Source organism: Fictibacillus enclensis (assembly GCF_030123385.1).
GTDB lineage: Bacteria > Bacillota > Bacilli > Bacillales > Fictibacillaceae > Fictibacillus_C > Fictibacillus_C enclensis.
Genome location: NZ_CP126109.1, coordinates 3007685 through 3030094, shown reverse-complemented (window position 1 = coordinate 3030094; position 22410 = coordinate 3007685). Strand labels below are relative to the sequence as shown.

The 22410-nt window shown below is 37.5% G+C and carries 20 protein-coding genes and 4 pseudogenes; 20 read left to right on the top strand and 4 right to left on the bottom strand.

Translation table 11 applies throughout. From position 1 onward, the window contains the following. Window positions 1-35 precede the first annotated feature (35 nt). Window positions 36-1091 carry a multicopper oxidase family protein gene (locus QNH15_RS15965; protein WP_283889294.1) on the bottom strand — a complete coding sequence of 352 codons (1056 nt, stop codon included), beginning with the start codon at window positions 1089-1091 and terminating at the stop codon, window positions 36-38. Between the two features lie 239 nt (window positions 1092-1330). Here QNH15_RS15965 and QNH15_RS15960 point away from each other — a divergent pair. Continuing rightward, window positions 1331-1684, top strand: a pseudogene (locus QNH15_RS15960) (sigma-70 family RNA polymerase sigma factor); the annotation flags it as partial. A gap of 694 nt (window positions 1685-2378) precedes the next feature. On the opposite strand, the gene QNH15_RS15955 reads toward QNH15_RS15960, so the two are convergent. Further along, window positions 2379-2774, bottom strand: a complete 396-nt coding sequence (locus tag QNH15_RS15955; protein WP_283889293.1) for a hypothetical protein — start codon at window positions 2772-2774, stop codon at window positions 2379-2381. Window positions 2775-3719: 945 nt separating this feature from the next. Between QNH15_RS15955 and QNH15_RS15950 the strand changes: the two genes are divergently transcribed. Continuing rightward, window positions 3720-3932, top strand: a complete 213-nt coding sequence (locus tag QNH15_RS15950; protein WP_283889292.1) for a hypothetical protein — start codon at window positions 3720-3722, stop codon at window positions 3930-3932. 1189 nt (window positions 3933-5121) lie between these two features. On the opposite strand, the gene QNH15_RS15945 is transcribed toward QNH15_RS15950, so the two are convergent. Next, window positions 5122-5583 carry a CarD family transcriptional regulator gene (locus tag QNH15_RS15945; protein ID WP_283889291.1) on the bottom strand — a complete coding sequence of 154 codons (462 nt, stop codon included), beginning with the start codon at window positions 5581-5583 and terminating at the stop codon, window positions 5122-5124. A gap of 617 nt (window positions 5584-6200) precedes the next feature. Here QNH15_RS15945 and QNH15_RS15940 point away from each other — a divergent pair. The 3 genes and pseudogenes from QNH15_RS15940 to QNH15_RS15930 form a co-directional block, all read left to right on the top strand. Then, a pseudogene (locus QNH15_RS15940) lies at window positions 6201-6299 on the top strand (cold-shock protein); the annotation flags it as partial. Between the two features lie 596 nt (window positions 6300-6895). Further along, complete coding sequence (locus QNH15_RS15935) at window positions 6896-7432, top strand: DUF4309 domain-containing protein (protein WP_283889290.1); 537 nt, start codon at window positions 6896-6898, stop codon at window positions 7430-7432. A gap of 1504 nt (window positions 7433-8936) precedes the next feature. Next, window positions 8937-9290 (top strand): annotated as a pseudogene (locus QNH15_RS15930) (sigma-70 family RNA polymerase sigma factor); the annotation flags it as partial. Window positions 9291-9396: 106 nt separating this feature from the next. Here the strand turns inward: QNH15_RS15930 and QNH15_RS15925 are convergent. After that, on the bottom strand, window positions 9397-9510 hold the full coding sequence (locus QNH15_RS15925; protein ID WP_283889289.1) for a helix-turn-helix domain-containing protein: 114 nt from the start codon (window positions 9508-9510) through the stop codon (window positions 9397-9399). Window positions 9511-9714: 204 nt separating this feature from the next. On the opposite strand from QNH15_RS15925, the gene QNH15_RS15920 reads away from it, so the two are divergent. From QNH15_RS15920 to QNH15_RS15860, 15 genes and pseudogenes are all read left to right on the top strand, one after another. Further along, window positions 9715-9969, top strand: a complete 255-nt coding sequence (locus QNH15_RS15920) for a GlsB/YeaQ/YmgE family stress response membrane protein (protein ID WP_283889288.1) — start codon at window positions 9715-9717, stop codon at window positions 9967-9969. Window positions 9970-10035: 66 nt separating this feature from the next. Beyond that, a pseudogene (locus QNH15_RS15915) lies at window positions 10036-10200 on the top strand (NAD-binding protein); the annotation flags it as partial. A 381-nt stretch (window positions 10201-10581) separates the two neighbouring features. Beyond that, window positions 10582-11307: a FadR/GntR family transcriptional regulator gene (locus QNH15_RS15910; RefSeq protein WP_283889287.1), complete on the top strand. Its 726-nt coding sequence runs from the start codon at window positions 10582-10584 to the stop codon at window positions 11305-11307. A 314-nt stretch (window positions 11308-11621) separates the two neighbouring features. Then, a complete protein-coding gene (gene glaH / locus QNH15_RS15905) occupies window positions 11622-12536 on the top strand; it encodes a glutarate dioxygenase GlaH (protein ID WP_283889286.1) in 915 nt (304 codons plus the stop codon). A gap of 53 nt (window positions 12537-12589) precedes the next feature. Next, window positions 12590-13504: a glutarate dioxygenase GlaH gene (gene glaH / locus QNH15_RS15900; protein ID WP_283889285.1), complete on the top strand. Its 915-nt coding sequence runs from the start codon at window positions 12590-12592 to the stop codon at window positions 13502-13504. A 196-nt stretch (window positions 13505-13700) separates the two neighbouring features. Then, the gene (locus QNH15_RS15895) at window positions 13701-14414 is read left to right on the top strand and encodes an RraA family protein (RefSeq protein ID WP_283889284.1); all 714 of its coding nucleotides are present in this window, start codon (window positions 13701-13703) and stop codon (window positions 14412-14414) included. Continuing rightward, a complete protein-coding gene (locus QNH15_RS15890; protein ID WP_283889283.1) occupies window positions 14398-15498 on the top strand; it encodes an Ldh family oxidoreductase in 1101 nt (366 codons plus the stop codon). The genes QNH15_RS15895 and QNH15_RS15890 overlap by 17 nt, the downstream gene beginning before the upstream one ends. Continuing rightward, entirely contained in the window at window positions 15495-16502 is a 1008-nt protein-coding gene (locus QNH15_RS15885; protein WP_283889282.1) for a tripartite tricarboxylate transporter substrate binding protein, read from the top strand. Before QNH15_RS15890 ends, QNH15_RS15885 begins: the two co-directional genes overlap by 4 nt. Before the next feature lie 101 nt (window positions 16503-16603). Further along, window positions 16604-17122, top strand: a complete 519-nt coding sequence (locus QNH15_RS15880) for a tripartite tricarboxylate transporter TctB family protein (RefSeq protein WP_283889281.1) — start codon at window positions 16604-16606, stop codon at window positions 17120-17122. Between the two features lie 13 nt (window positions 17123-17135). Continuing rightward, window positions 17136-18632: a tripartite tricarboxylate transporter permease gene (locus QNH15_RS15875; RefSeq protein ID WP_283889280.1), complete on the top strand. Its 1497-nt coding sequence runs from the start codon at window positions 17136-17138 to the stop codon at window positions 18630-18632. Window positions 18633-18965: 333 nt separating this feature from the next. After that, window positions 18966-20141 carry a hypothetical protein gene (locus tag QNH15_RS15870; RefSeq protein WP_283889279.1) on the top strand — a complete coding sequence of 392 codons (1176 nt, stop codon included), beginning with the start codon at window positions 18966-18968 and terminating at the stop codon, window positions 20139-20141. A gap of 205 nt (window positions 20142-20346) precedes the next feature. After that, window positions 20347-20493: a hypothetical protein gene (locus QNH15_RS26220; protein WP_430667169.1), complete on the top strand. Its 147-nt coding sequence runs from the start codon at window positions 20347-20349 to the stop codon at window positions 20491-20493. Continuing rightward, window positions 20451-20711, top strand: a complete 261-nt coding sequence (locus tag QNH15_RS26215) for an NAD(P)-dependent oxidoreductase (RefSeq protein ID WP_430667095.1) — start codon at window positions 20451-20453, stop codon at window positions 20709-20711. The genes QNH15_RS26220 and QNH15_RS26215 overlap by 43 nt, the downstream gene beginning before the upstream one ends. Window positions 20712-20713: 2 nt before the next feature. After that, the gene (gene glaH / locus QNH15_RS15865) at window positions 20714-21640 is read left to right on the top strand and encodes a glutarate dioxygenase GlaH (protein WP_283889278.1); all 927 of its coding nucleotides are present in this window, start codon (window positions 20714-20716) and stop codon (window positions 21638-21640) included. After that, on the top strand, window positions 21609-22382 hold the full coding sequence (locus tag QNH15_RS15860) for an SLC13 family permease (RefSeq protein WP_283889277.1): 774 nt from the start codon (window positions 21609-21611) through the stop codon (window positions 22380-22382). The genes glaH (QNH15_RS15865) and QNH15_RS15860 overlap by 32 nt, the downstream gene beginning before the upstream one ends. Window positions 22383-22410: the final 28 nt, after the last annotated feature.

Sequence of the window (22410 nt, the reverse complement as noted above, 5' to 3'; positions counted from 1 at the left end):
GAGCTGACAGAGATCTGTCGGCTCTTTTCTGTTGATTATTTGTTCAAGTATTTGACGGTAGTAAACATCCCGCCTTCTTTTTGACCTTTTCCTGCTGTATGATGTGGCAAGTGACAATGCAATGGCCAAGTTCCAGTATTGTCTGCGGTAAATGCAATATCATAAGTCTCACCAGGAGCAATGTTGACCGTGTTAACTAGATACTGAGCGGACTTTTTCAAAGGAACACCATCCTTTGCAATCACTGTGGCATTATGACCGTGCATGTGAATGGGATGGCTTTCCATGCTAAGGTTACCTAAGCGTATTTTTACTCGTTCTCCTTTTTTCACCTTTAATGGAGTGGTGTCAGGCATCTGCTTTCCATTGAATGTAAAAACGTTCCACATCATGGCTTTTGGATTTACCTCATAAGTTCCTTGAGTAACTTCACCTTCAGACTTATCCTTTGTCCCCATATTCATGTCCATCTTAGATTTAGGCTTCTCCAGTTTCCATTCTTGGGTGAGCAAGGTGTAATCTCGGTCTATTTTTTGTTTGTTATTTTTCGGCAAGGATACGAGCATACCACCTAATCCCATCATTTCTTGCTTTTCAACATTGACGTGGGAATGGTACATGAAGGTTCCTGCCTGCTTTATTTTGAATTCGTACGTAAAACTTTTGCCCGGCATGATCTTAGGACTGTCTTCCACAGCGGGAACGCCATACATCTTATTAGGAACAATTAAGCCATGCCAGTGAACGCTTGTTGGTTCCTTCAGATTATTTTTAATCTCTACACGTATTTTATCATCTTGATTTACTACAATAGTGGGGCCAGGGGTTCCGCCGTTATAACCCCAAGCCTTCATATAGATTCCTTTTGATACTTCCTGTTTAACAGGCTCAGCGGTTAACTTAAATGTCTTTATCCCGCCTTTACTAGTGTATTTTGCTTTTGGAACATCTGGACTAACCACCTCCGCGGGTTTTTCTTTCGCTTCTGCTGTACTTTCAGGACTGTACAGGGAATGATTACCCCACCAAATGGCAGCAACCATCAGGCATAAAACGGGCAAAATGAACAGTAAGCTCTTCTTTTGTTTCATCTTCTCAACTTCCTCCTTATATTTTTTGTAATGTACATGCATTTTTACTATAAACTGCACATGTGAGGAAGTTGTGAATGGTTTCTTAAGGGGTTTTAAAATACATATCATTTCCTCGAACAATTCCAGATATCATCTCAAATTTAAATGAAGCAATGATTCCCCATTGGTACAGACACCTAACAAGCCCAACCCGGCATACAGATAAGAGTACGAAAAAACCGCCGGGAGGTGTCTGAATGTCCGGGTTGCTTGTTGTATTAGGGTACTTTTTCAAAGAAGTTATGCTGTTTGTCTCGTATGTGAAAAACAATGCGTTTCCGCAGCCCCTCTCCGAAAACGAGGAGAAAGAATACTTAAAACGGATGGCCGAGGGAGACCAGGAGGCCAGAAGCAAACTGATCGAACACAACTTGCGTTTGGTTGCACATATCGTCAAGAAATTTGAGAATACAGGGGAAGATACGGAAGACCTGATTTCCATCGGGACCATCGGACTGATCAAGGCGATCGAGAGCTATTCGAGAGGGAAAGGCACGAAGCTTGCAACGTATGCGGCACGTTGTATTGAAAATGAGATTCTAATGTCATTACTATAGCTGTGTTTATATCCTAAATACATAAGAATCCAAAGATTAGGCTCTAATTTTTGTTAAGATAACTGGTGAATTCCTTTAAGATCTTAGCGACCATCTCAGGCAGCTTTTCTTATTGAGCTAAAGGGGAAAGGAAATGAGTGAACAAATGTTGAGCAGATAAAAACAATCGCCATTCCTTAGCAGGAAACAATAGTTAGATAAATCGTTAGGACAACCTAGTGCTGCAGATGCAACTACTAGCTTCGTATAAACATTTATTGCTTCTTGCCCTGTGGATCTGAATTAATGACTAATCCAACTTCTCTCTCTTTGTTTACTTTACCGTATTATGGGCAATGCTCGAACGGTGAGGCAGGCTAAATTCGGATTAAATCTATTGAAGAAGATTGCGGTTTCACCCAAAATCGGAAGAAAATTGGTGTTACTTACAGGAACGACCCATTTTGGTACCCGGTTTAAGGTTACCGCTAACTTACTTTTGTTCCGAATAAGGTATTATTAATCTATCGGTCGTGATTATTTAATAAGAATCGCTTTATCTTTTTTGGTTAATTATTATAATTACTCCAGAAAAGGTAATACATTTTTAGCTGACGAGCATCCATCTTTAAGTCAATTTTCAAATCTGTTGGAGAATTATAAAATGTGAAAAATAAAACCCCCACCAGGGAGGCAGAGGTTGCTATTGTTAAAATTCATATTCTTCTTTATTTTCCTTTGAAGCGAATACCGCAGAGCTACCTTCTACAACTCTATCGTAACTTGTCATAAATTTAGCTGTCGGTAATTGTGTACCTTGTTGGAAGTAACCATGACCTTTTTCGAAATCATCGTATTCTTCTCCGTTCTTTTCTGCGATCTTCTTGAATAATACCTCTTTTAGGCCAGCTTCTTCATAAGCAGTTATTATTTCCTGCAATTGTTTAGCGTAAGTTTTGTACGGCAATCCAACATGATACCAAATTTGTTCCTCGATCCCATCAGCTATAACTTTCGTGGTATCAAAAACTTCCCATCCTTGTTGCTGAAGTTTATGAAGTTCGCTCTGATCCCTAACTTGATCAAACCTTACGTATTCTCTCATCAATAATCAGCCTCCTTTGAGTCTAATTATATTGCAAAATATTCTGAATTGTCTATTTAATATGTATATAATAAAATACACTCGATGAATTTACCCAGCATTTTGTCGAGTGGGTTATCGAGTGATTTCGCAGGTACAAGGCTATTATTAGTTCCTTATTATGTAGCTCTGTTTTTCATGCTGATTACAAAGTATCAGCCGAAGTTAGCTTTGAAACAATAAATCCTCTATAAAGATTAAGGGAGTTTATTGACAGTAAAATATAAAAGACTGCCAGTTAAATCTGTAGGTCTATGTTGTGGATTAGTGCCTAATTTATCTTCTTTTTATTCTTGCTTTACACTATGATTTTATAAGGATCGTGGCGTACTTCTTTTGTTGTCTTAGCTGTTTGAATAAAGGAATGGATTTCTTTCTCAATCCTTACAGCCAACTGTGATGCGTTGAGATTATTTGCTTTTACCGAAGTTGTTATCTTCTTTTCAAGTGGATAAGGATAAAAAGAATGATTAAAACCAGTTACATTAAATTCTTTGTTAATCGTCAAATTGTGATGTTGCTTATAACATTGTGTTTATCCGAACGTTTTTCTAGGTTTCTGGCAGCCATATCTATAGTCATCATAAGTGATCCATAGTGCATCAAATAGCTCATGAACACTACAACCAGAAATGCCCAGTAGTGTCCGCGAAGCGTACCCACAAGCTGTCATTGAATCACACGTGTGTCGAAAAATATTTTTTTGACACCCCATCAGCGGCTATAACCGTTGATATATTAATATTTATAGATGGAGAGCGTTTGAACGTTTACTACTCGAGTATAATGAGTGTAAGGATAATCAAGTTCAAAACAACATTAGAAAAGATATTCTTTTATTCCAAAGTATTTTTTTGATTAATGCTTTTTTTAATACATGCTCAAAAGTTTAAAAGGGGGATATTAATGAATAAAATGGAATTATTAAGAATCTTACGAAAAGCTAGTCGGGGCAACATATTTTCAATTGAGATTCCAAAGGTTACACATGAAGATGGAAGAAAGATGGAACAATGGGCAGATGGATTACAAAGAGAAGGGAAAATAAAATTAAGAGAGTGTGTTCAACGAGATTACTCCGTTTACTTACATGGAATCATGAAGTATGCACCCAAGTAGTCGTGCGTTTTTATATTGAGACTTATTTTTTAAAAAAACATTTTCCGCAATAGGGAAGATGAATTGTAAATGTCTATAAATACTGGTTGGAAACTCAGTTGAAATATGCAGAAAGAAACCTAGATCGCTTGCAGGTGGATTATCATCAGAGCGGCGGCGGAGTGAGAGACGAAAGACATGTCAGATAAATCCGGATGGGTTTATCCGCGCTGGCAAATCCCAGTCAAAAGCATAGGAAGAGGGTAATCCGAATAGATATTGCTCCCAGATTGTTTACTATTTATTTGGATTAGCTGCTTTCCAGTTAATTAGCACTGCGAGCTCATTAACGTGGCAGGTTAGTTTAGCAATTGAGTCCGCCTTTTCTAGGTGACTTAAGGGGTAAAACAAAAAAACATCCTCTTTTGTTTGGTACACAACAAGAAGACAAAGGTAAATCTTAAGTAAGGGAATATACTTAATACCGTAGCGATAAAAAGATGTACGAATAGTCAAATTGTACATAGGATAAAGTGAAGGTGAGAAACGACGAAAATGGAAGTTCTGGACTGTTTCAGAAAACGTGTTTTTCGATGTTAGCAAAAAATAAAAACCCTGAACTTAGGCTTTTTTGGCTGATTCAGGGTTTTCTTTTTTGGGTTGCATTCGGGAACTGTCTTTATGTTAATTAAACACTGTTGTTAAGCACCTCATTGTTGAACAATATTAACAATCCTTCTAAAAATTCGTCATTGTTTTTGTTGACCATATATTTAGTTGTTACCAACTCGAGTATCTCTTTTATGAAAGAAGATAAACATTTACTATTCACAAACACAGTTGATGAAAGAAATTCTTAATGATAGAGGTGAGATGATTGTTTTTTCTTCTTGAATAATCACTTAGATATACTTAAAACAACGAAAGCCCTACCTCTCTTCCATCCTTACGGCTCCTTGTCCGTGCCAGTGTGAATCAGTATTACAACTATCGAGTGACTATTATATCGAGTTTTTTGATAAAACTTGAAATGTTTATGGAGGAAATCTAAATAATAAAAATCGATTAGATTGTAGAAATAATAAAGGGGTAAATGTTCTAAAAGTAAGTTGAGGAAGTTGAAGGTTTTTGAAATGATTTATTTTTATCATAGTGTCATTGAAAAATTCAGGATATTTTTCGGAATGGAATACATTATCCATATTTAACCTTAACGGAAACTTTTTATTTGATTTTCAGTGATTCCTTTAATTACCTCCAATTCACTAATCAAAAATTTATATGCATTATCCAACATTTTTTTTTCGCCTGAAGTAAGTGCTTTTTCTTTCTTCATACGCAATAAATCACGTACAACTTCGGCACCTTCCTGTATTTCACCCGTTTTTATTTTTTCCGTGTTTACTTTATACCTTTGTTTCCACGGTAGTAATCTATCTGTTTCTCCATGCTGAAAAATGTGTATAATATGTGTTAATGCATGTAGATCAGTAACTGGTCGTATATTCGAACTCAATATTTTACACGTCGGTATCATAACTTTCATATTACTGTTTGACATTTTTATAACATAATACTGTTGTTTTTCCTCTGGGAATTCTTTTTCCTCTATCGATTCAATTATGCCTGTCCCTTGCATGGGATATACAATGTTATCGCCAATTTGAAACATATAATCCACCTCCATATATGGGAACCTTCTAAATGATACCATATAAAAGTTTTTTTATCAAATATTTTATAATACCACTAGTTTATTTCTTATGTCAATGACTTTTTCACTCATGGTATCAGGAAAATAATGGAATATTTCCCTCCGATCATTAGCTGCATATACCAGGGATTTTATACCTAGGTTATTCAGAACTATTTTTTGTCTCAATTTGCTTGGTACACAAAAAGAGGACTAAGGTGAACTTATAGAGAAAATCGTCATGGACACTTTAACACAGTAGCGAAAAAATGAAATGAACCAATTGCCAAATCGCCCATAGGATAGAGAAACGACGGTAACTTGCGAATACCGAAGATCTGTCCTTTCCTGACAAAACGTGCTTTTCCTTATGTTCGCAACACACAAACCCTGAATTTCGCCTGATTTTCCGAATTCAGAGTTTTGCTTGTTGGCTTGCTTCCGGGAACTCGCTTTTTTTGGCCCTTATATTGAACTAAAGGGCAGTATAGGTCAATTAGGGGTACCGTTAAAGGGGGAAATGAAAAAGCCACAGTGTTCAAAAGGTAATTGTGTACCTTGTTGGAAGTAACCATGACCTTTTTCGAAATCATCGTATTCTTCTCCGTTCTTTTTTCAAATCATTAGACGAAGGTCAAAAAGTTACTTTTGAAGTTGAGCAAGGTGCCCGTGGAGCTCAAGCTGCAAACGTTAAAAATAGGTGTGAAAATTTAGATAGATACAATAAAAAAACGCCTAGGTGCTGTCGCCTAAGCGTTAAATGGTTCGTCTCTAAGATTATAGCATAAATCTATAATTTTCAAATCGGTTATTAGCTGAACATTCTGTTATTAAAATTGTGATTAATGCTGTACATCCAATTAGTTGGTTGCAAATAAGATAGTCGCTTTTTAAAATACCTTGCCTTCTCTACTGAAATTAGGCATTTCGCTGACGGCTGCTTACGGTGTTCTTTCTAGAGGGTGATGAGTGGTACATGGTCATAAGATAGGGTATTAATTGTCGAGGATAACCAGCGAGAATCTTGAAAGAACAAAGCCCTTGTAGAGTCATTGCCTGAAATTGCAGATGAAAATCAAGTATCTGTAGCGCAAATTGCCATCACACGGTAGTTTGATTGCTTTATCTAAAGTAGCATTTCTTTGTGACCTTTTTTAATCTTATTACGACTAAAAATTTGAAAAGGGTTAACTGTACGACAGGAGTGATGGGTGGGGCTTGGCAATTGCACAATCATCTTTTTTCGTATTGTTTTACCATTTTCAAAAACCTCTAGAAGGAGTGTATTATTTTGAAACAAAAAAGTCGTTTCATTGGAAGTTTAATTGTTTTTTTAACACTTTCACTCTTCATGCTTAGTGGGCCTGCTTTTACTTCTGCCGCCGCAGCATCTCAGCAGTCTACACCGGATATCTTGATTCGCGAAATCATGGGCTTAGCTTATGAATCTCAACAGTCGATAAACAGTGTCCCTTTTTCTGTTGGTGATTCATTGAAGAAAGTCAAAAAATCCTGGGGTCCACCTGAAGATTTAAGTACCGCTGCAGCCAATTATTGGAGTCATAATGTTCGATTCCTCTATGACAATTCAACCGGTAGAAAAACGATTACCGCCATTGAGGATTTTGACCCCCAGTTGCAAACCATTCATTTATCAGAGTTAAAGACATTGATAGGTGAACCAGTAAGTGAACAGGAAAATGAAGGAATGCACTATGTCACTTACACTGATTATGAGAATTATAAGGTGGTCTTCGTGTTTGAAAGCTCCTGGATTAACACTGATCCATTATTGTATTTGTATACGGTTGAACTGGCAGATGAATAATAAGTAAAATACCAGGCATAAGGAATCGCTTATCTTAGATGGGCGGTTCTTTATATGAGAAAAAAGTTAACATTAACTGGAGTATTAATAAAGAAATCAAATGATTTAAAGTGTCGTATATTCATATAATACTTTTATTGCGAATTTACCAGGTGTTTGATAAAAGATTTAGGCGTAACAATGCAAATAGTGGCACATCTTACTTTTTTGAACTGCTTCATTAGTGACAGGCAACTTTGAAACGTCTTGCTTGGTTTACATGATTAGCTACATCCCGCAGCATAGAGTTAAAGAATTCAAACTGACTGATAAAGAGTAACCAAAACTTCAGTTAAACGGAAAACTAATTAATTTAATTACTAGAAGCTTAAATACCTGCTCATGGAGCTTTGCTATGTTATTAGTACACTTTGAATTAAAGATCTAGTATTTCAAGGAGAGGGATATATGGTGAACAGCGTAACTAGAATGAAGTGGCTCAAATTATGGTTACTTTAGGTTTAGACATTGATAAATTTAATGTGAAAGGAAACCTGCACCAGGCCTTTATGGAAGTTAGAAAGTAAATAATTAGGAGGAAGGCAAACGGCTGCTTTCCTCCTTTTAAGTTTTTATTAATCAATATTGTTCGTTTAAATAAATTTGTGTAAGGGTATTTGTAGCCTCCTCAATGGAAGCTGATTCCCACTCGCGTTTATCATAAAAGGAATAAAACTGATACACCTTTTTTAAGTGATCATATTTTATTGAAAATTTTTTCTCTTCTTTGAGAGTGAATGTATGCGTTACGTAACTTATTTCATAAAAATTTTTAAAAATATCAAGTAGTGAGTGCATTAGAGCAATAGACAAAATTTGGGTAGGCAAGGTAATACCCCGTTTCCTATTTGAGAATTTCTTAGGACTAAATGCCCAAATTTTAATCAGTGTATATGATTTTTTATTAAGGTTCAATAAATTTTTCTGACTAACTGTTTGTGCAATTTATAAAATATAGGTTTACATCTAGGTTAAAGGGGGGATAGGGAATCGATATGTACGTTTATATCATTTAAGGATGTGAAGGAGATGGAACAAAATTCGAAGAGCAGGTTAGGAAATTGGCTAACACATCAGCAATTAGATAATGCCTGGTTAGAGCACTCGTGTGGAATAAGTCCTACACTTTCATATAAATTAATTAATGATTCTTCATACAAACCAAATACAAACGTGATGAGGAAGGTTTTACGCGAAGTAAAAGGTGTTGAGAGCAACGCTAAAATTAAGGACTTTTGGGACGCTTAGTTTTGGTAACTAAGTGCCATTGTAAGAACATCCATTTTGAGGATGTTCTTTTTTTATTCATACATTTCTTGAAAGTGATTAAACGAAAGGAGTCATAACAGGAAAAACCTCTCCTTTCGTTGATATACGTAAAGGACTTCCATATGGTACAGACACCTAACAAGCCCAGCCCGGCATACAGATAAGAGTACGAAAAAAACCGCCGGGAGGTGTCTGAATGTCCGGGTTGCTTGTTGTATTAGGGTACTTTTTCAAAGAAGTCATGCTGTTTGTCTCGTATGTGAAAAACAATGCGTTTCCGCAGCCCCTCAACGAAAACGAGGAGAAAGAATACTTAAAACGGATGGCCGAGGGAGACCAGGAGGCTAGAAGCAAACTGATCGAACACAACTTGCGTTTGGTTGCACATATCGTCAAGAAATTTGAGAATACAGGGGAAGATACGGAAGACCTGATTTCCATCGGGACCATCGGACTGATCAAGGCGATCGAGAGCTATTCGAGAGGGAAAGGCACGAAGCTTGCGACGTATGCGGCACGTTGTATTGAAAATGAGATTCTAATGTCATTACTGCTACATAAGCTTTTAGCTGCCAAATTGAATTGGGCAGTCTGTATTTTGTCTTCCAATCACCTGATTCAAATTCTTCAACGCCCTCTTTAAACGTCATTTCCAATTATTCATATACTGTAGTGCGTGAAATATTTAATCTTTTAGCAATCTGAGAAACTCTTAATTTTTTCTTTTTCAATTGATGAACCTCTAAATAAACCATTAACTTTTCTTCCATTATGTTCCTCCAATAAGCTGATAAAATCAGTTAAATCGGATTTGTGTTGGACTATTTAAGGTAACGACGGTTTTCATATTGTCATAGAGTATGTGTTCAGGGACACTGTTAAAATAGGAAAACGCTTGTTTATTTTTATTTGCCAATGGGTATCTTAACGGTACAAAACAATAAAACAAAAATTTGTAAAGGAGGAACACACAAATGAGTTTTCTTTGGGCACTTATTATAGGTGGTATTATTGGTTGGTTAGCAGGAGTAATTACAGGACGTGATGTTCCTGGCGGAATCATTGGTAACATTATCGCAGGTTTTGTTGGCGCTTGGCTCGGCGGACTAGTCCTTGGTGACTGGGGTCCTACCGTTGCAGGTTTTGCCATTATACCAGCGATTATCGGTGCGATTGTCGTTGTATTGATTGTCAGTGCAATTATGCGTGGTATGCGAAGAAACGCATAACACTGATAACTAAAAAAACCGTTACGCCAAAAGGCGCAACGGTTTTTTTTATGTTGAAAAATCTTTTTAAAAAACATGGGAGACCCTGCAATGATAGCTGATAATTTTGAACCTGGTATTTATGTAAAGCATTTTATCAAAGATATGTTACTAGCTCTTGAATCTGCAAAAGAAATGGATCTGATTATGCCAGGTCTTGAATTAGCCAAGAATATGTTTCTGTCCAAATAGATGTGAAATATCAATATTATGTAAAAATTATATTTACTTGGTTAAGGAATTTTTTAACATACAAGCTTTGTCCATAGCCAAACGCCATCTCGTAAGTCTCTGCGAGATGGCATTTTTTTGATTATTCTAATAGAAAAATTAATATATGCAAATGCAAAGCAGTGCAAATATCAAGAAGATCAAATTATCTTTAAAAAAAAAAAAGCAAAAAAGATATTGAATTTTCAGAATAAGTGGTATAAAATTCTATTAATAAATTATAGCTTTAATCAATTAGTAAAGCTTTAGCGAAGTAAAGGATTTCTAATCGTTAAGATTCCCCTTTTTAGCTTCTCGAGCAGCAAGTGTAGGATATATATGGAAAAGAAATGAGGTTTTTACATGGAATTTACTCCAATTAAACGTCAAAAAATTTATGAAGAAATTGTTGATCAAATTTATAAAATGCTTATTGAAAGTAAGTTTGAGGAAGGGAGTAAACTGCCGCCAGAAGGCGCCTTAGCAGAAAGATTTGGAGTGAGTAAAACGGTTGTACGCGAAGCCTTGAGCGTATTAAAAACAAATGGTGTTATTGAAAGTCGTCCCGGATCGGGAAATTTTATACGTAAGATAGATGGCGGTTCTTTCGTATCTTCAATTAGTACTTCCCTGCTGAACAAAGAGGCTCTTATAGAAATATTGGAATTAAGAAGGGCTTTGGAAATTGAAGCTGCATCACTTGCTGCAGAAAGAGCAACTGAAGAGGATATTAAAAAACTGCTTCTTATTAACCATAATTTGAAAGAAGCGACAACCTTGGAGGATGCAATTGAACAGGACTTTAGTCTTCATGAAAGTATTTTTCATGCCACACATAACAGTGCTTTTGTAACAGTTTTTATTTCGATTTCATCTTTAATTAAAAATGCGATTAAGGAAAGTAAAATTAAGTCCAAAAAAATACCTGGAAGGCAACTTGAGGGAGTTCGCGAACATTTTGAAATTATTGAAGCAATTAAGGAGAAAGATGATATTAAAGCTAGAGACAAAATGAGAAGCCATTTAGAAAATAATGAGCTTAAAACACTAAATATCGATATTAAGAAAAGCAAAAATATCTTCAAATAAAATATTATATTATAACAGCCGAGTAGGAAATATTGGGTTATTTATTGTATTGATGAACCAAACAAACTTTATGATAAATTTTTCTATATGTCTAATCGGCTCTTTATTTGAAAGACAGCCTAAATTCGAAAAAACATTTTTTGAAAGCGATTGCATACAACTGAGAGATATCTTGAAAATTACCCGTCAGACAAATAAGACAAAACTGAAACAATAAATTTTTATTTTGTTTAGTAGAGAGCTGAGAGGAGGTGGTTTCAAGTTTTATTCGGTTATTAAATGTAATAATTTTATAAAAAAGGGAGGAAAAGTATATGAGTGTGTATTCAACAAAGTCATTTGAGGTACAAAATCATTCGGTCCATGCCAGATTACGTCATATTGTGATGGATAATAAATCTTTACAAGACTTTTTTAACGAAGTGGGCCATATTGATGTAGAAAAAATTGAGTATGTTCCATTTATACGCTTTTATCTTGCAGATCAGCTGAGAAAAAAAGCAGGTGAAGGATTCCAGGAACAGATTCGAGAAATCTTGCATGATCGAGATACTGGGGGACTGACAATTGGTGTTCAAGGTCAAACAAACAATCATGATGATTATATAAAGTTTTCTACGGCTCTAACTCATTTAATTGGTTGTCCAAATTTTGACGCTATGTCCAAAAAGTTTTATGCCAGATTCTCTGTAAAACATGAATTTGACAGCGACACATATCTTCGAAAAGCTTACCGAACTTTTTACTTACACACAGACGGCACCTTCGTGAATGAGCAGACAGACTGGGTTCTGATGATGAAATTTGAAGAACGAAATGCCATTGGCGGGGAGTCTCTTTTACTGCATTTAGATGACTGGGAAGACTTGGACAAGTTTCGCAGCAATCCACTAGCTTCACAAGTATACGAGTTCTCCCAAAAAGGAAGAGCGAGCAAGAATGTAGATGAGGTAGTTTACAGCACCACGTTTTTTGAAAAAAATAATTCTCCGTGCATCAGATTTAATGACCAATGCAGTGTGCCAAAAACGATAGAGCAAGCAATATATCATAAAGAAATTTCTGAGTCATTTGAAAGAACAGAAAAGAAGGTTGCGATTTCACTGCCTGTCGGTGATTTAATCTTGGTCAATAATAACTTTTGGCTTCATGGAAGAGATGCTTTTGAAGAAAATGAAGGGCTTTATCGAGAACTAATGAGACAAAGAGGATGCTTTGCACCAAATTAACCGGAAAAAGATTTTTATCGTTTCGTCTAAAAAATTGTAGGAGGATCTTAAAGATGAAGGTAGATACAAAATCTAATTTTAAAGTGGTACCGCATTCAGAGCATAAAAGGTTGCGACATATCGAAATAGAAAATGAAGCGATTACTCGATTTTTAGAAAAGGTTGAGCAAATTAGTCTTGAACGTGCAGAATATGTTCCATTTATCCGATTTGAATTAGCCGTTGAGCTCCGCCAAGCAGTTGGGGTAGCTTTTGAAAAAAAAGTAAAAGAGATTTTGCACGATCGTGAGACGGGTGGATTTACGATTGGGTTAAATGGGCTGACAACCAAATCTGAGGAATTTGTTAAGTTTGCAACAGCCTTAACCCATTTAATTGGCTTGCCAAATCACGATGCAATGTCAAATAAATTTTATGCTATTTTTGGTGTAAAACATGAGTTTGATAGTGATACGTATTTAAGAAAAGCTTATCGGATATTAGAACTGCATACAGATGGAACTTTTGTTGAGGAGCAGACAGACTGGGTACTGATGATGAAAATGTCAGAAAAAAATGCAGTAGGAGGAGAATCCAGGTTATTGCACTTGGACGATTGGGAAGATCTAGACCGCTTTTCAAAGCATCCTCTTGCTTCACACCCATTTAAATTTTCATACGCAGATCGTGGAAGTAAGAATGTAAAGGATGAAGTTTTCCAATCTTCCTTTTTTTACAGCCAGAATAAACCATGCATTAGATATAACCATCAATGTACGCATCCGCAAACAATTGAAGAAGGCGTTTACTTAAAGGAAATTCAAGATTCTATCGAGAACAGCCTGGGGACAACCCCGGTGGGACTACCCGTAGGACAGCTTGTCATGATTAACAACAACTTTTGGCTCCATGGAAGAGAACCTTTTGTTAAGGATATCAAACTAGAGCGCGCATTAATGAGGCAGCGTGGCAGCTTTTTTACTATTTAACTCTCATCATAAAGACAAGAGTGTACTGCCATATCCAAAATACACTATTTTCCTCTTTTTTAGAAAGATAGATCTTAATGTGAGAAAGCAAGTTTGGAATAGTTTATCAGAGGATCCTGTTTTTGTATTCCTTGCGAGGGATCGCAAAGCTTTCCCTCTATTATTTATTTTTTAAACTAACCTGAGGAGTGTGTAAATGATGATACAAAATGGAGAGAAAAACACAATATCTAACATTGGGTTTAGAATTGTTAAGGATTTTAAACGCGCTGATAGTAAAATAATAGAGGGTTTTAAAGGAATTGCTACCCCGAATATTGGCGATGTTATGGGGCGTTTTAGAGCGATGGATTATCGCATTAAAACTATCAACAAACCGGGCATTCATATTGTTGGTAACGCTTTCACTGTGCGTACCCACCCTTCAGATAACCTGCTAGTTCATAAAGCAATGGATTTAGCCAAGCCAGGAGACATTATTGTCATTGATGCTTGTGGAGATATGGGAAATGCTATTTTGGGTGAACTCATGTGTCATTATGCAAAGGTAAAACAAATAGCTGGTTATATCGTTGATGGACCTATCCGGGATCTGCAGGCAATTGCAGAAATGGGCTTTCCTGTTTTTGCTAGAGGAGGAACGCCGCGTGGGCCTTATAAAGAAGGACCAGGTGAAATAAATACAACAATCAGCTGCGGAAATGTGCCGGTAAATCCGGGTGATATTATCGTTGCTGATGATGATGGGATTGTAGTGATTCCAATCGAAGACGCAAATAATGTTCTAGAAAAAGCAAAAGCAGTACAGCAGAAGGAGGCTGGGATCATACAAGCTATTTACAACGGTACCTGGGATAGAAGCTGGGTGGATGAAACACTTATGCAGAAAGAATGTGAAATTATTGATTAATACTAAAAATAAATTCATCCAATATAATGAGCTGAAAAATTTCGTTAAAGATATTTTTATTGCAGCAGGCCTTGATGATTGGCAATCAAATACGATCGCTGGGCATCTCGTTCTTGCAAATTTAAGGGGTGTGGATTCGCATGGTGTCAGCCGGGTTCCGATTTATATAACAAGGCTTGAGAAAGGATTAACGAATAAAAATTTGGATCTGTTTATTGAAAGAGAAACTTCTTGCAGTGCTTTAATCGATGCAAATAATAGTTCAGGTATTACCGCTGCCACAAAAGGAATTGAATTAGCTGTTCAAAAAGCAAAACAGAATGGGATTGGGCTGGTAGGGATCAAAAATTCTAATCATTGTGGGATGCTGGCAGATTATTCTCAGTATGCCGCCAGCCAGGATTGCATTGTATTAGCAACAACAAATGCCCCTGCAAATATGGCACCCTGGGGTGGAAAAGACCGCTTTTTTGGAACGAATCCTTTTTCATATGGAATTCCAGCAGGGGAAGAGCCGAATATTATTTTTGACATGGCTACAAGTGTGGTGGCGAGAGGGAAAATTATTAATGCGCATAGAAACAACCAGCAGATCCCAATTGGATGGGCTATTTCTAAAAATGGAGAACCTACGACAGATGCAGGCGAAGCACTAGAAGGGCTGAACTTGCCAGTTGGAGGACCAAAAGGATATGGGATTGCTTTAATGGTTGATATTTTATCAGGTCTTTTCACAGGCGCTTCATATGGACCTCATATTGGAGATTTATATAATAACTTTGAAAAAAATCAGAATGTCGGGCAATTTTTCTTTGTAATGCGCGCAGATTTATTTCAGTCAATAGAAGAATATAAAGAACGTATAGACCAAATGATTAAAGAAATTCAGCAGGTGCCTCTTGCACCTGGTGTGGAAAAAATCTGCCTGCCAGGTGAAATCGAAAATAATACAAAGTTCGAGCGTGAACTGAACGGAGTTCCCTTACCGGAAGGAATTATTGAAGATTTAATTAAAGTAGCTAATCAGTATGATGTGTCAAGTGAATTTCTAAAAAATCTATCGCTGGGAGGTAGCTTAATTTGAAAAAAAGATTTTTGCCTTTTCTATCACTGACATTTTCTGCAATGCTTCTTGCTGCTTGTGGACAACAAGGAGCAGCGTCTACTGCAGGAAAAGAAACGGCTGGGGGTGCCGGTGATTTTCCTGATAAACCAATTAACCTCATTGTATCGTTTGCTGCAGGAGGCGGAACGGATTTAGGGGCCCGCGTACTTGCTGCAGAAGTTGAAGAAGATTTAGGAGTACCCGTAAACGTGATTAATAAGCCTGGCGGCGGCGGCTGGGTTGGCTGGGCAGATCTTGTAAAAGCTAAGCCGGATGGGTATACAATTGGTTATGTCAATACACCAAATTTGATTACAGGATACTTAAATCCTGGGCTAAATAGAAGTGAAACAATTGAAAGCTTTGCTCCGATTTGCAATCATATCACAGACGCAGGGGTTATTGCAGTTAAAGCGGACGACAAACGTTTCAAAACGATTGAGGACGTGATCGAGTATGCCAAGAAACATGAAACCACTACAACCTCAACAGGCTTAGGAAGTGATGACCATATTGCCGCCTTAAAAATAAACGAGGCACAAGGAACTAAATTTAAAGCCGTTCATACAGGTGGGCTTGCAGAGAATATGGCAAATATTCTTGGCGGTCACGTAGATGTATTTTTTGCAAACGTTGGAGAAGTAGCAAATGAAGTGGATAAGGGAGAAATTAAGATTTTAGCGGTGCTAAGCGAAGAGCGGTCTACTTACCTGCCTGATGTGCCAACATTGAAGGAAGCAGGATACGGCGATATCTATTCTTGGTCCGCACGGGGGCTTGCGGCGCCAAAAGGCACGGATCCAGAAGTTTTAAAGATTTTAGAGTCGGCATTTGAAAAAGGCATAAACAATGAAAAACATAAAGCGAAGATGGACGAAATGGGACTTCAAATCGACTATAAAAATAGTGCCGATTACAAGGAAATGTTAAAAGAAGAAGAAAAAAACGTTCTAGAAGTAGAAGACTTGCTAGGCTGGAAGTGAAGCTCCGGGTCCCTGGGCCCGATCTTTCTTTCAAAAAGAAGCTGTTATGCAAAGTGAAGGCTGCAGGAGTGGCCGCGAAATAAATGCAAGGAGTGTGAAAAATGAATCAACTTGAGAAAGTGATACCTGTCCCTAGACCTGAAGTAGCAGAAGAACCTGTTAAGAATCATAAGTTGAATGCAGGAGTTTGGGTTGGAATTGTTATGTTCCTTTTTGCCGGGATCTTTTTCTGGCAGTCGCTTTCACTTGACTATTATGGCGATTTTGGTCCAGGCCCAGGGTTTCTGCCTAGGTGGCTTACCGGATTTATGGTGCTGCTCTCTGCTCTTTATATCATTGATTCTTTACGAAAAGAAAGTATTGATATAAGAGAAGCTATGCCGAAAGGAGAGGGGTTAAAAAAGGTCAAAACGATCTTTCAATCTTTGATTGTATTCTTGGTTATCGTTCCTTTCACAGGCTATGTAATTGCCAGTGTGGCAATGCTGTTTATTTTGTTTTTTCGCGAATATAAGTGGTATTGGACATTAGCCCTGTCTTTCCTTGTAACTTCATCTTTATTCCTGGTTTTCAGTTTTTTATTACATGTTCCGCTTCCAGAAAACCCATTTGGCTTGTAAAGGAGAATAATTTATGGAAAATTTGCTGACAGGATTTGAACAAGCCTTCACCTGGTATAACTTACTTTATTGCCTTGTGGGTGTATCAGCTGGAATGCTTGTAGGGGTATTGCCGGGTCTTGGGCCGACAACAGGAACAGCAGTCCTTCTTCCGATGACATTTGGGATGGAGCCTGTGTCTGCTATCATCATGCTTTCTGGGATTTATTATGGTGCGATGTATGGAGGAACCATCACTTCAGTTTTAATTAATACACCCGGAGAAGCCGCTTCTGTTATTACGTGTATTGACGGGCATCCATTAGCCAAAAAAGGCCGGGCTGGAGCCGCACTGGGCGTGGCTGCCATTGGATCTTTTATTGGCGGAACGATTTCTATTCTAGGACTTGCTTTAATAGGTCCGCAAATTGCCAAATTAGCTTTGAATTTTGGCCCGCCGGAATTTTTCGCTTTAATGGTTTTGGGAATGACTATGGTAATCGGGCTGATGGGGAAATCACTTGTACGTGGAATGATCGCAGCCCTATTCGGGTTAATCTTATCACTCATTGGAATGGATCTTATGACAGGCACAGTGCGGTTAACATTCAACAGTCCGTCTCTTGCGTCTGGAATCGATTTTGTTCCATTAGCGATGGGGTTATTCGGAATTTCTGAAATACTTCTAAGTGCGGAAAGCCACCTGAAAGCCGAAATACCCCCGAAAATTAAAGGAGTGTTGCCTGAACGGAATGAATGGAAACAGACTTTTGGCGCGATTGTTAGAGGCACTGGATTAGGGTTTATAATCGGACTGCTTCCAGGCACAAACTCGGTTATTCCCGCTATTATGTCTTACTCCATTGAAAAAAAGCTGGCAAAAGATCCTTCCCGGTTCGGAAAAGGAGCACTAGAAGGGGTTGCGGGGCCTGAAACCGCTAATAATGCTTATTGCGGAGGCGCTCTAATCCCATTGTTTACGCTGGGTATTCCCAGTTCACCAGTTATTGCGATTTTATTAGGAGCCTTTGTAATGCATGGCCTAACACCAGGTCCTAAGCTTTTTCAAGATAACCCCGACTTTGTTTGGGCAGTTATTGCCAGTATGTTTATTGGAAACTTGATCTTGCTTATTATGAACCTTCCTATGGCGGGAGTATGGGCAAAAATTACGATGATCCCTTTTAAGCTGCTTTTCCCCATTATTCTTGCTATTGCTATTGTAGGCGCTTACAGTGTCAATAATAACATGTTTGATGTAATCTTGATGGTTATTTTTGGTTTGATTGGATATGTTTTGAAAAAAGTGGACATTCCATTGTCACCGATTGTTTTAACCTTTGTACTTGGAAAGATGATGGAAGATTCTTTGCTTCAATCTCTCATCATCTTTAATGGGAATTTTTTAGCGCTTTTCACAAGACCGATATCGGGTTCATTACTGATTATCGCTATTTTGATTATTCTTGCGAGCATCTATATAGGCCTAAGAAATAAAAAAGATTTTTTTGCAGGAGATACAGAAATGTAATGAATTGAGTTATGATCACAAATCACTGGTCATTTTATACAAATTAAAAATTAAATATTTATATTTACACGGGATTCTTCCAAGGATAGGAAACAGACACAAGGTGAAAAACCAATGGAAGAACACGTTAATTTAAAAAACAAAAAAAGAATATTTGAAAAATCTTCTATTAAAAGCTCTCTCATTTTTGCAATGTGTGCAATATACATTTTTTAATTTTTTCTGCAGGACCCTGCGCTGCAAATTTGGCTGGCTTTAGTGTGTACGATAGTTTTTTTTAGCAGCTTGTTGGACGCACAGTTAATTCCCCGATTGTTCGGTCTGGGGATGTTTATGTTTGGAGTTAGTTTAAATATTGTTAAAGGAAACGATTTGGAAAGCATATCAACAGACGTAACCGCTAACCTTCCTTTACTTTCTTTGTTTATTCTTGTTCCATTAATATCCATCCCCATGAAGATGGAAGGCTATTTTGATTCCGTCAAGCATTTTATGAAAAAAATGATTGGCAGACCCCGTAAAATATTTGCCAGTTTTTCTTTTGTTTTGTTTTGCTTAGGACCCATATTAAATCTTGGTTCGATTCGATTGATGCACGAAATGCTTGATGATTTAAAAATTCACCCAATCCTCCTGGCAAAATCTTATTTAGTTGGATTTTCTACTGTCGTTTTATGGTCGCCATACATCGCCTCAGTGGCATTGGTTCTTTTTTACTTGGATATTCCGATTGCGGATTATCTTCCGGTTGGGCTAGCAGCAGCATTAATCCAGCTTCTGATTGGCAATTTGCTCTTTAAAATATGGGCAAAGGGACATGTACACGATGAAAAAGACGATCTTTCGTTTACTGAGCCCCAAAAAGATCATGCCCATCATAAAAAGATTTTGAGTTTGTTTGGTACATTGTTTTTTCTACTGGGGCTTATATTCCTGCTTGAAGCACAAACGAAATGGTCGATGATGTTTTTAGTCAGCTTGCTGGCGTTCATTTATCCGGTTACCTGGTGTTTCGTTAAAAACAGGTTGAAAGAATTCAGCACTCATTTGAAAATGTACCAAACGCAGACATCAAATCTTTTAAACAATGAAATTGTGCTGTTTCTCAGTGCCGGTTTGTTTGGAAGAGCTTTATCGGGCACCTCGTTTGTGGACTGCATTCAAACATTTCTTTATTACATTGCTGATAGGTCTTTTCTGTTGTTTAGCGTAGCGATTATGGTAACGATCTTGACATTAACTTTTATAGGAGTGCATCAAATTGTCGTTGTAACCGTTTTATTGACCCAAATTGACCCGGGTTCCGTCGGCTCAGAACCAGTCGCACTAGCCTTACTTTTAATGACATCCTGGTCGATGGCTTCTATTATAAGCCCCATCAATCCTTTGAACTTGCTTGTCAGTAATTCTGTGAAACAGCCTTCATTGTTTGTCGGGTTTAAATGGAATGGTCTTTACCTGCTTTCTACATGTATTGTCGGCATTTTGTTTGTTTGTCTTATTCATTAAAAACAAAAATGGGAGTGATCGGGTGATGACAGCAAAAACCATTATTTATTTCGATAAAGTGTATGATGAATTCAAAGAGCGGTTAATGGAACAGGCACCTGAAGGGTACGATCTGTGGTTCTGGCATGATATATGACGGAAAATGAAAAAGCAAACAAAATCAAGGAAGCAGACTATTTGCTAATCCCAGCTCAAAAAACTAGAAATAGATATTATTTCCCAAGCTGAAAATGCCCGCTTCATCCAAATAACTGGAATTGGCGTAGAAAATATTGATCTTGAAGCAGCGAATCAAATGGGCTTGCCGGTGTGCAACACCCCGGGTGGAAATGCAACAGCTATATCAGAATAGACGATTTTGCTGATTTTATCTTTGTATCGAAACTTCCGTACATTAATGAAGCAACAAAAAGCGGAAAGTGGCTTATGTGGGAATTGCGCCCTCAGTCTTTTGAAATGAGCGGGAAAGTGCATGGATTTATTGGGTTTGGAAATATTGGCCGAGAAACAGCGAAAAAATCAAAAGCGGACTTGTTAAAGCGTTGTAATACCACCCACAAGGAGGAATAGAAATGAAACTATCGCAAATTGAATCTTTTAAAGTTACAAGCCATCCCCAACATTCGCGGATTAAACATATTGAACTTTGTCCCGATTCTGTTCACAATTTTTTTGAAGAGGTAGCAAATGTTTCTTCACAGCAGCTTGAAAATGTAGCATTCATACGCTTCCATGTAGCGAAAGCCCTGCGAGAAAGCCTTGGTGCTGAGCTCACTCAGATGTTAAAACAAACACTGCATGACAGAGCCACGGGCGGTTTTACGATTGGACTAAGCGATTATGTACAGGACTTTGATTCTTTCCTTAAATTTTCCACTGCTGTCGCCTATTCAGTAGGTATATCTAATTTTGATGATATGTCCGGAGAATATTATGCGGTATTTGATGTAAAACACAGCTTTGACAGTGATACAAATCTCCGCAAAGCTTATCGAAACTTGGAATTGCATACAGATGGAGTTTTTATGAATGAGGTGACAGATTGGTTGTTGATGATGAAACTAAAAGAACAGCATGCTGAAGGAGGCGAATCAAGGTTCTTGCACATAGAAGACTGGGAGGACGCAGGCAAGTTTCAGAAACATCCATTAGCCTCGCATAAATTTAAATACACATATGCACATCGCAAAAGCAAAAATATTACAGATGTTGTTTACGATTCTGTTTTTTATAAAAAAGATAATCAAATTTGTATGCGCTTTAATGACCAATGCACATTTCCGGAAACTGAGGAGCAGGCAGAGTACTTGAGAGAAATATCAGAATCAGTAGAAAAAAGTTCTGGAACAAAATCAGTTAAACTGCCAGTAGGACACCTGGTTGTACTTAATAATCATTTCTGGCTTCATGGAAGGGAGTCATTTAAAGAGAATGAAAAACTTTTCAGACAATTGATGAGACAGCGCGGTGTTTTTCATAAAAACGCTATCAAAAAATAAATTATCTGTATTTGGGGCCTTAACCATTGTCCCATTTGTATTTGGAACACTCGCTACTTTTGTAACCGGGGCTTCCTTTTCGGATCTCTTTGAATGGATTAAAGAAGGTATTTTATTTAGCGTTGACGAGAAAACAGGAGAGGTGTCTACCGGGGTTATTTCACCGTCTATTGTTATCTTGTTTGCGGTATTGTACTTTGGTGTGATGTTGAATGTCGGTTTGTTTGATCCCTTATGTGAATTCTTTATAAAAAAGGCAAAAGGGGATCCATTGAAAGTGACAATGGCTACTGTGTTGACTGCAACAGTAGTAACAATGAATGGCGATACTATTACTACAATTATTAATTGCGTGGCTGCATTCCTTCAACTTCATAAGCAAATGAATATTAAACTCATTTATTTAGCGATAATTATTGTCACTCCAATTGGAATTTTTAATCATTTACCTTGGGGAGGCCCTACCATTGCTGCGGCGACAGCGATGAACGTTAGTATTAGTAGCAAATTGTTTGCGGATTTATTGCCAGGAATGCTGGTAGCTGAAGTATTTGCAATTGCCATGGCTTATTTTAGCGGCGTCAAAGAAAGGAAGCGCCTAACCTATGATCCTAAAACCGCTGAACATATCTCTCCAGAACAAATGCAAAGCATATTGGACGCGATTCGTCAAAAGGATCCGGAGTTAAAGAGGCCGAAACTATATGCTTTTAACTTAATTTTAACCCGCTGTCTATTTTAGTTTTGCTCGTTATGGATTTTGCGAATGG

Excerpts from the sequence above, each read along its gene's own strand:
- QNH15_RS15965 (WP_283889294.1), bottom strand. The coding sequence starts at position 1,091 with ATGAAACAAAAGAAGAGCTTACTGTTCATTTTGCCCGTTTTATGCCTG.
- QNH15_RS15955 (WP_283889293.1), bottom strand. The coding sequence starts at position 2,774 with ATGAGAGAATACGTAAGGTTTGATCAAGTTAGGGATCAGAGCGAACTT.
- QNH15_RS15950 (WP_283889292.1), top strand. The coding sequence starts at position 3,720 with ATGAATAAAATGGAATTATTAAGAATCTTACGAAAAGCTAGTCGGGGC.
- QNH15_RS15945 (WP_283889291.1), bottom strand. The coding sequence starts at position 5,583 with ATGTTTCAAATTGGCGATAACATTGTATATCCCATGCAAGGGACAGGC.
- QNH15_RS15925 (WP_283889289.1), bottom strand. The coding sequence starts at position 9,510 with ATGGAAGAAAAGTTAATGGTTTATTTAGAGGTTCATCAATTGAAAAAG.
- QNH15_RS15920 (WP_283889288.1), top strand. The coding sequence starts at position 9,715 with ATGAGTTTTCTTTGGGCACTTATTATAGGTGGTATTATTGGTTGGTTA.
- QNH15_RS15910 (WP_283889287.1), top strand. The coding sequence starts at position 10,582 with ATGGAATTTACTCCAATTAAACGTCAAAAAATTTATGAAGAAATTGTT.
- glaH (WP_283889286.1), top strand. The coding sequence starts at position 11,622 with ATGAGTGTGTATTCAACAAAGTCATTTGAGGTACAAAATCATTCGGTC.
- glaH (WP_283889285.1), top strand. The coding sequence starts at position 12,590 with ATGAAGGTAGATACAAAATCTAATTTTAAAGTGGTACCGCATTCAGAG.
- QNH15_RS15895 (WP_283889284.1), top strand. The coding sequence starts at position 13,701 with ATGATGATACAAAATGGAGAGAAAAACACAATATCTAACATTGGGTTT.
- QNH15_RS15880 (WP_283889281.1), top strand. The coding sequence starts at position 16,604 with ATGAATCAACTTGAGAAAGTGATACCTGTCCCTAGACCTGAAGTAGCA.
- QNH15_RS15875 (WP_283889280.1), top strand. The coding sequence starts at position 17,136 with ATGGAAAATTTGCTGACAGGATTTGAACAAGCCTTCACCTGGTATAAC.
- QNH15_RS15870 (WP_283889279.1), top strand. The coding sequence starts at position 18,966 with ATGTTTGGAGTTAGTTTAAATATTGTTAAAGGAAACGATTTGGAAAGC.
- glaH (WP_283889278.1), top strand. The coding sequence starts at position 20,714 with ATGAAACTATCGCAAATTGAATCTTTTAAAGTTACAAGCCATCCCCAA.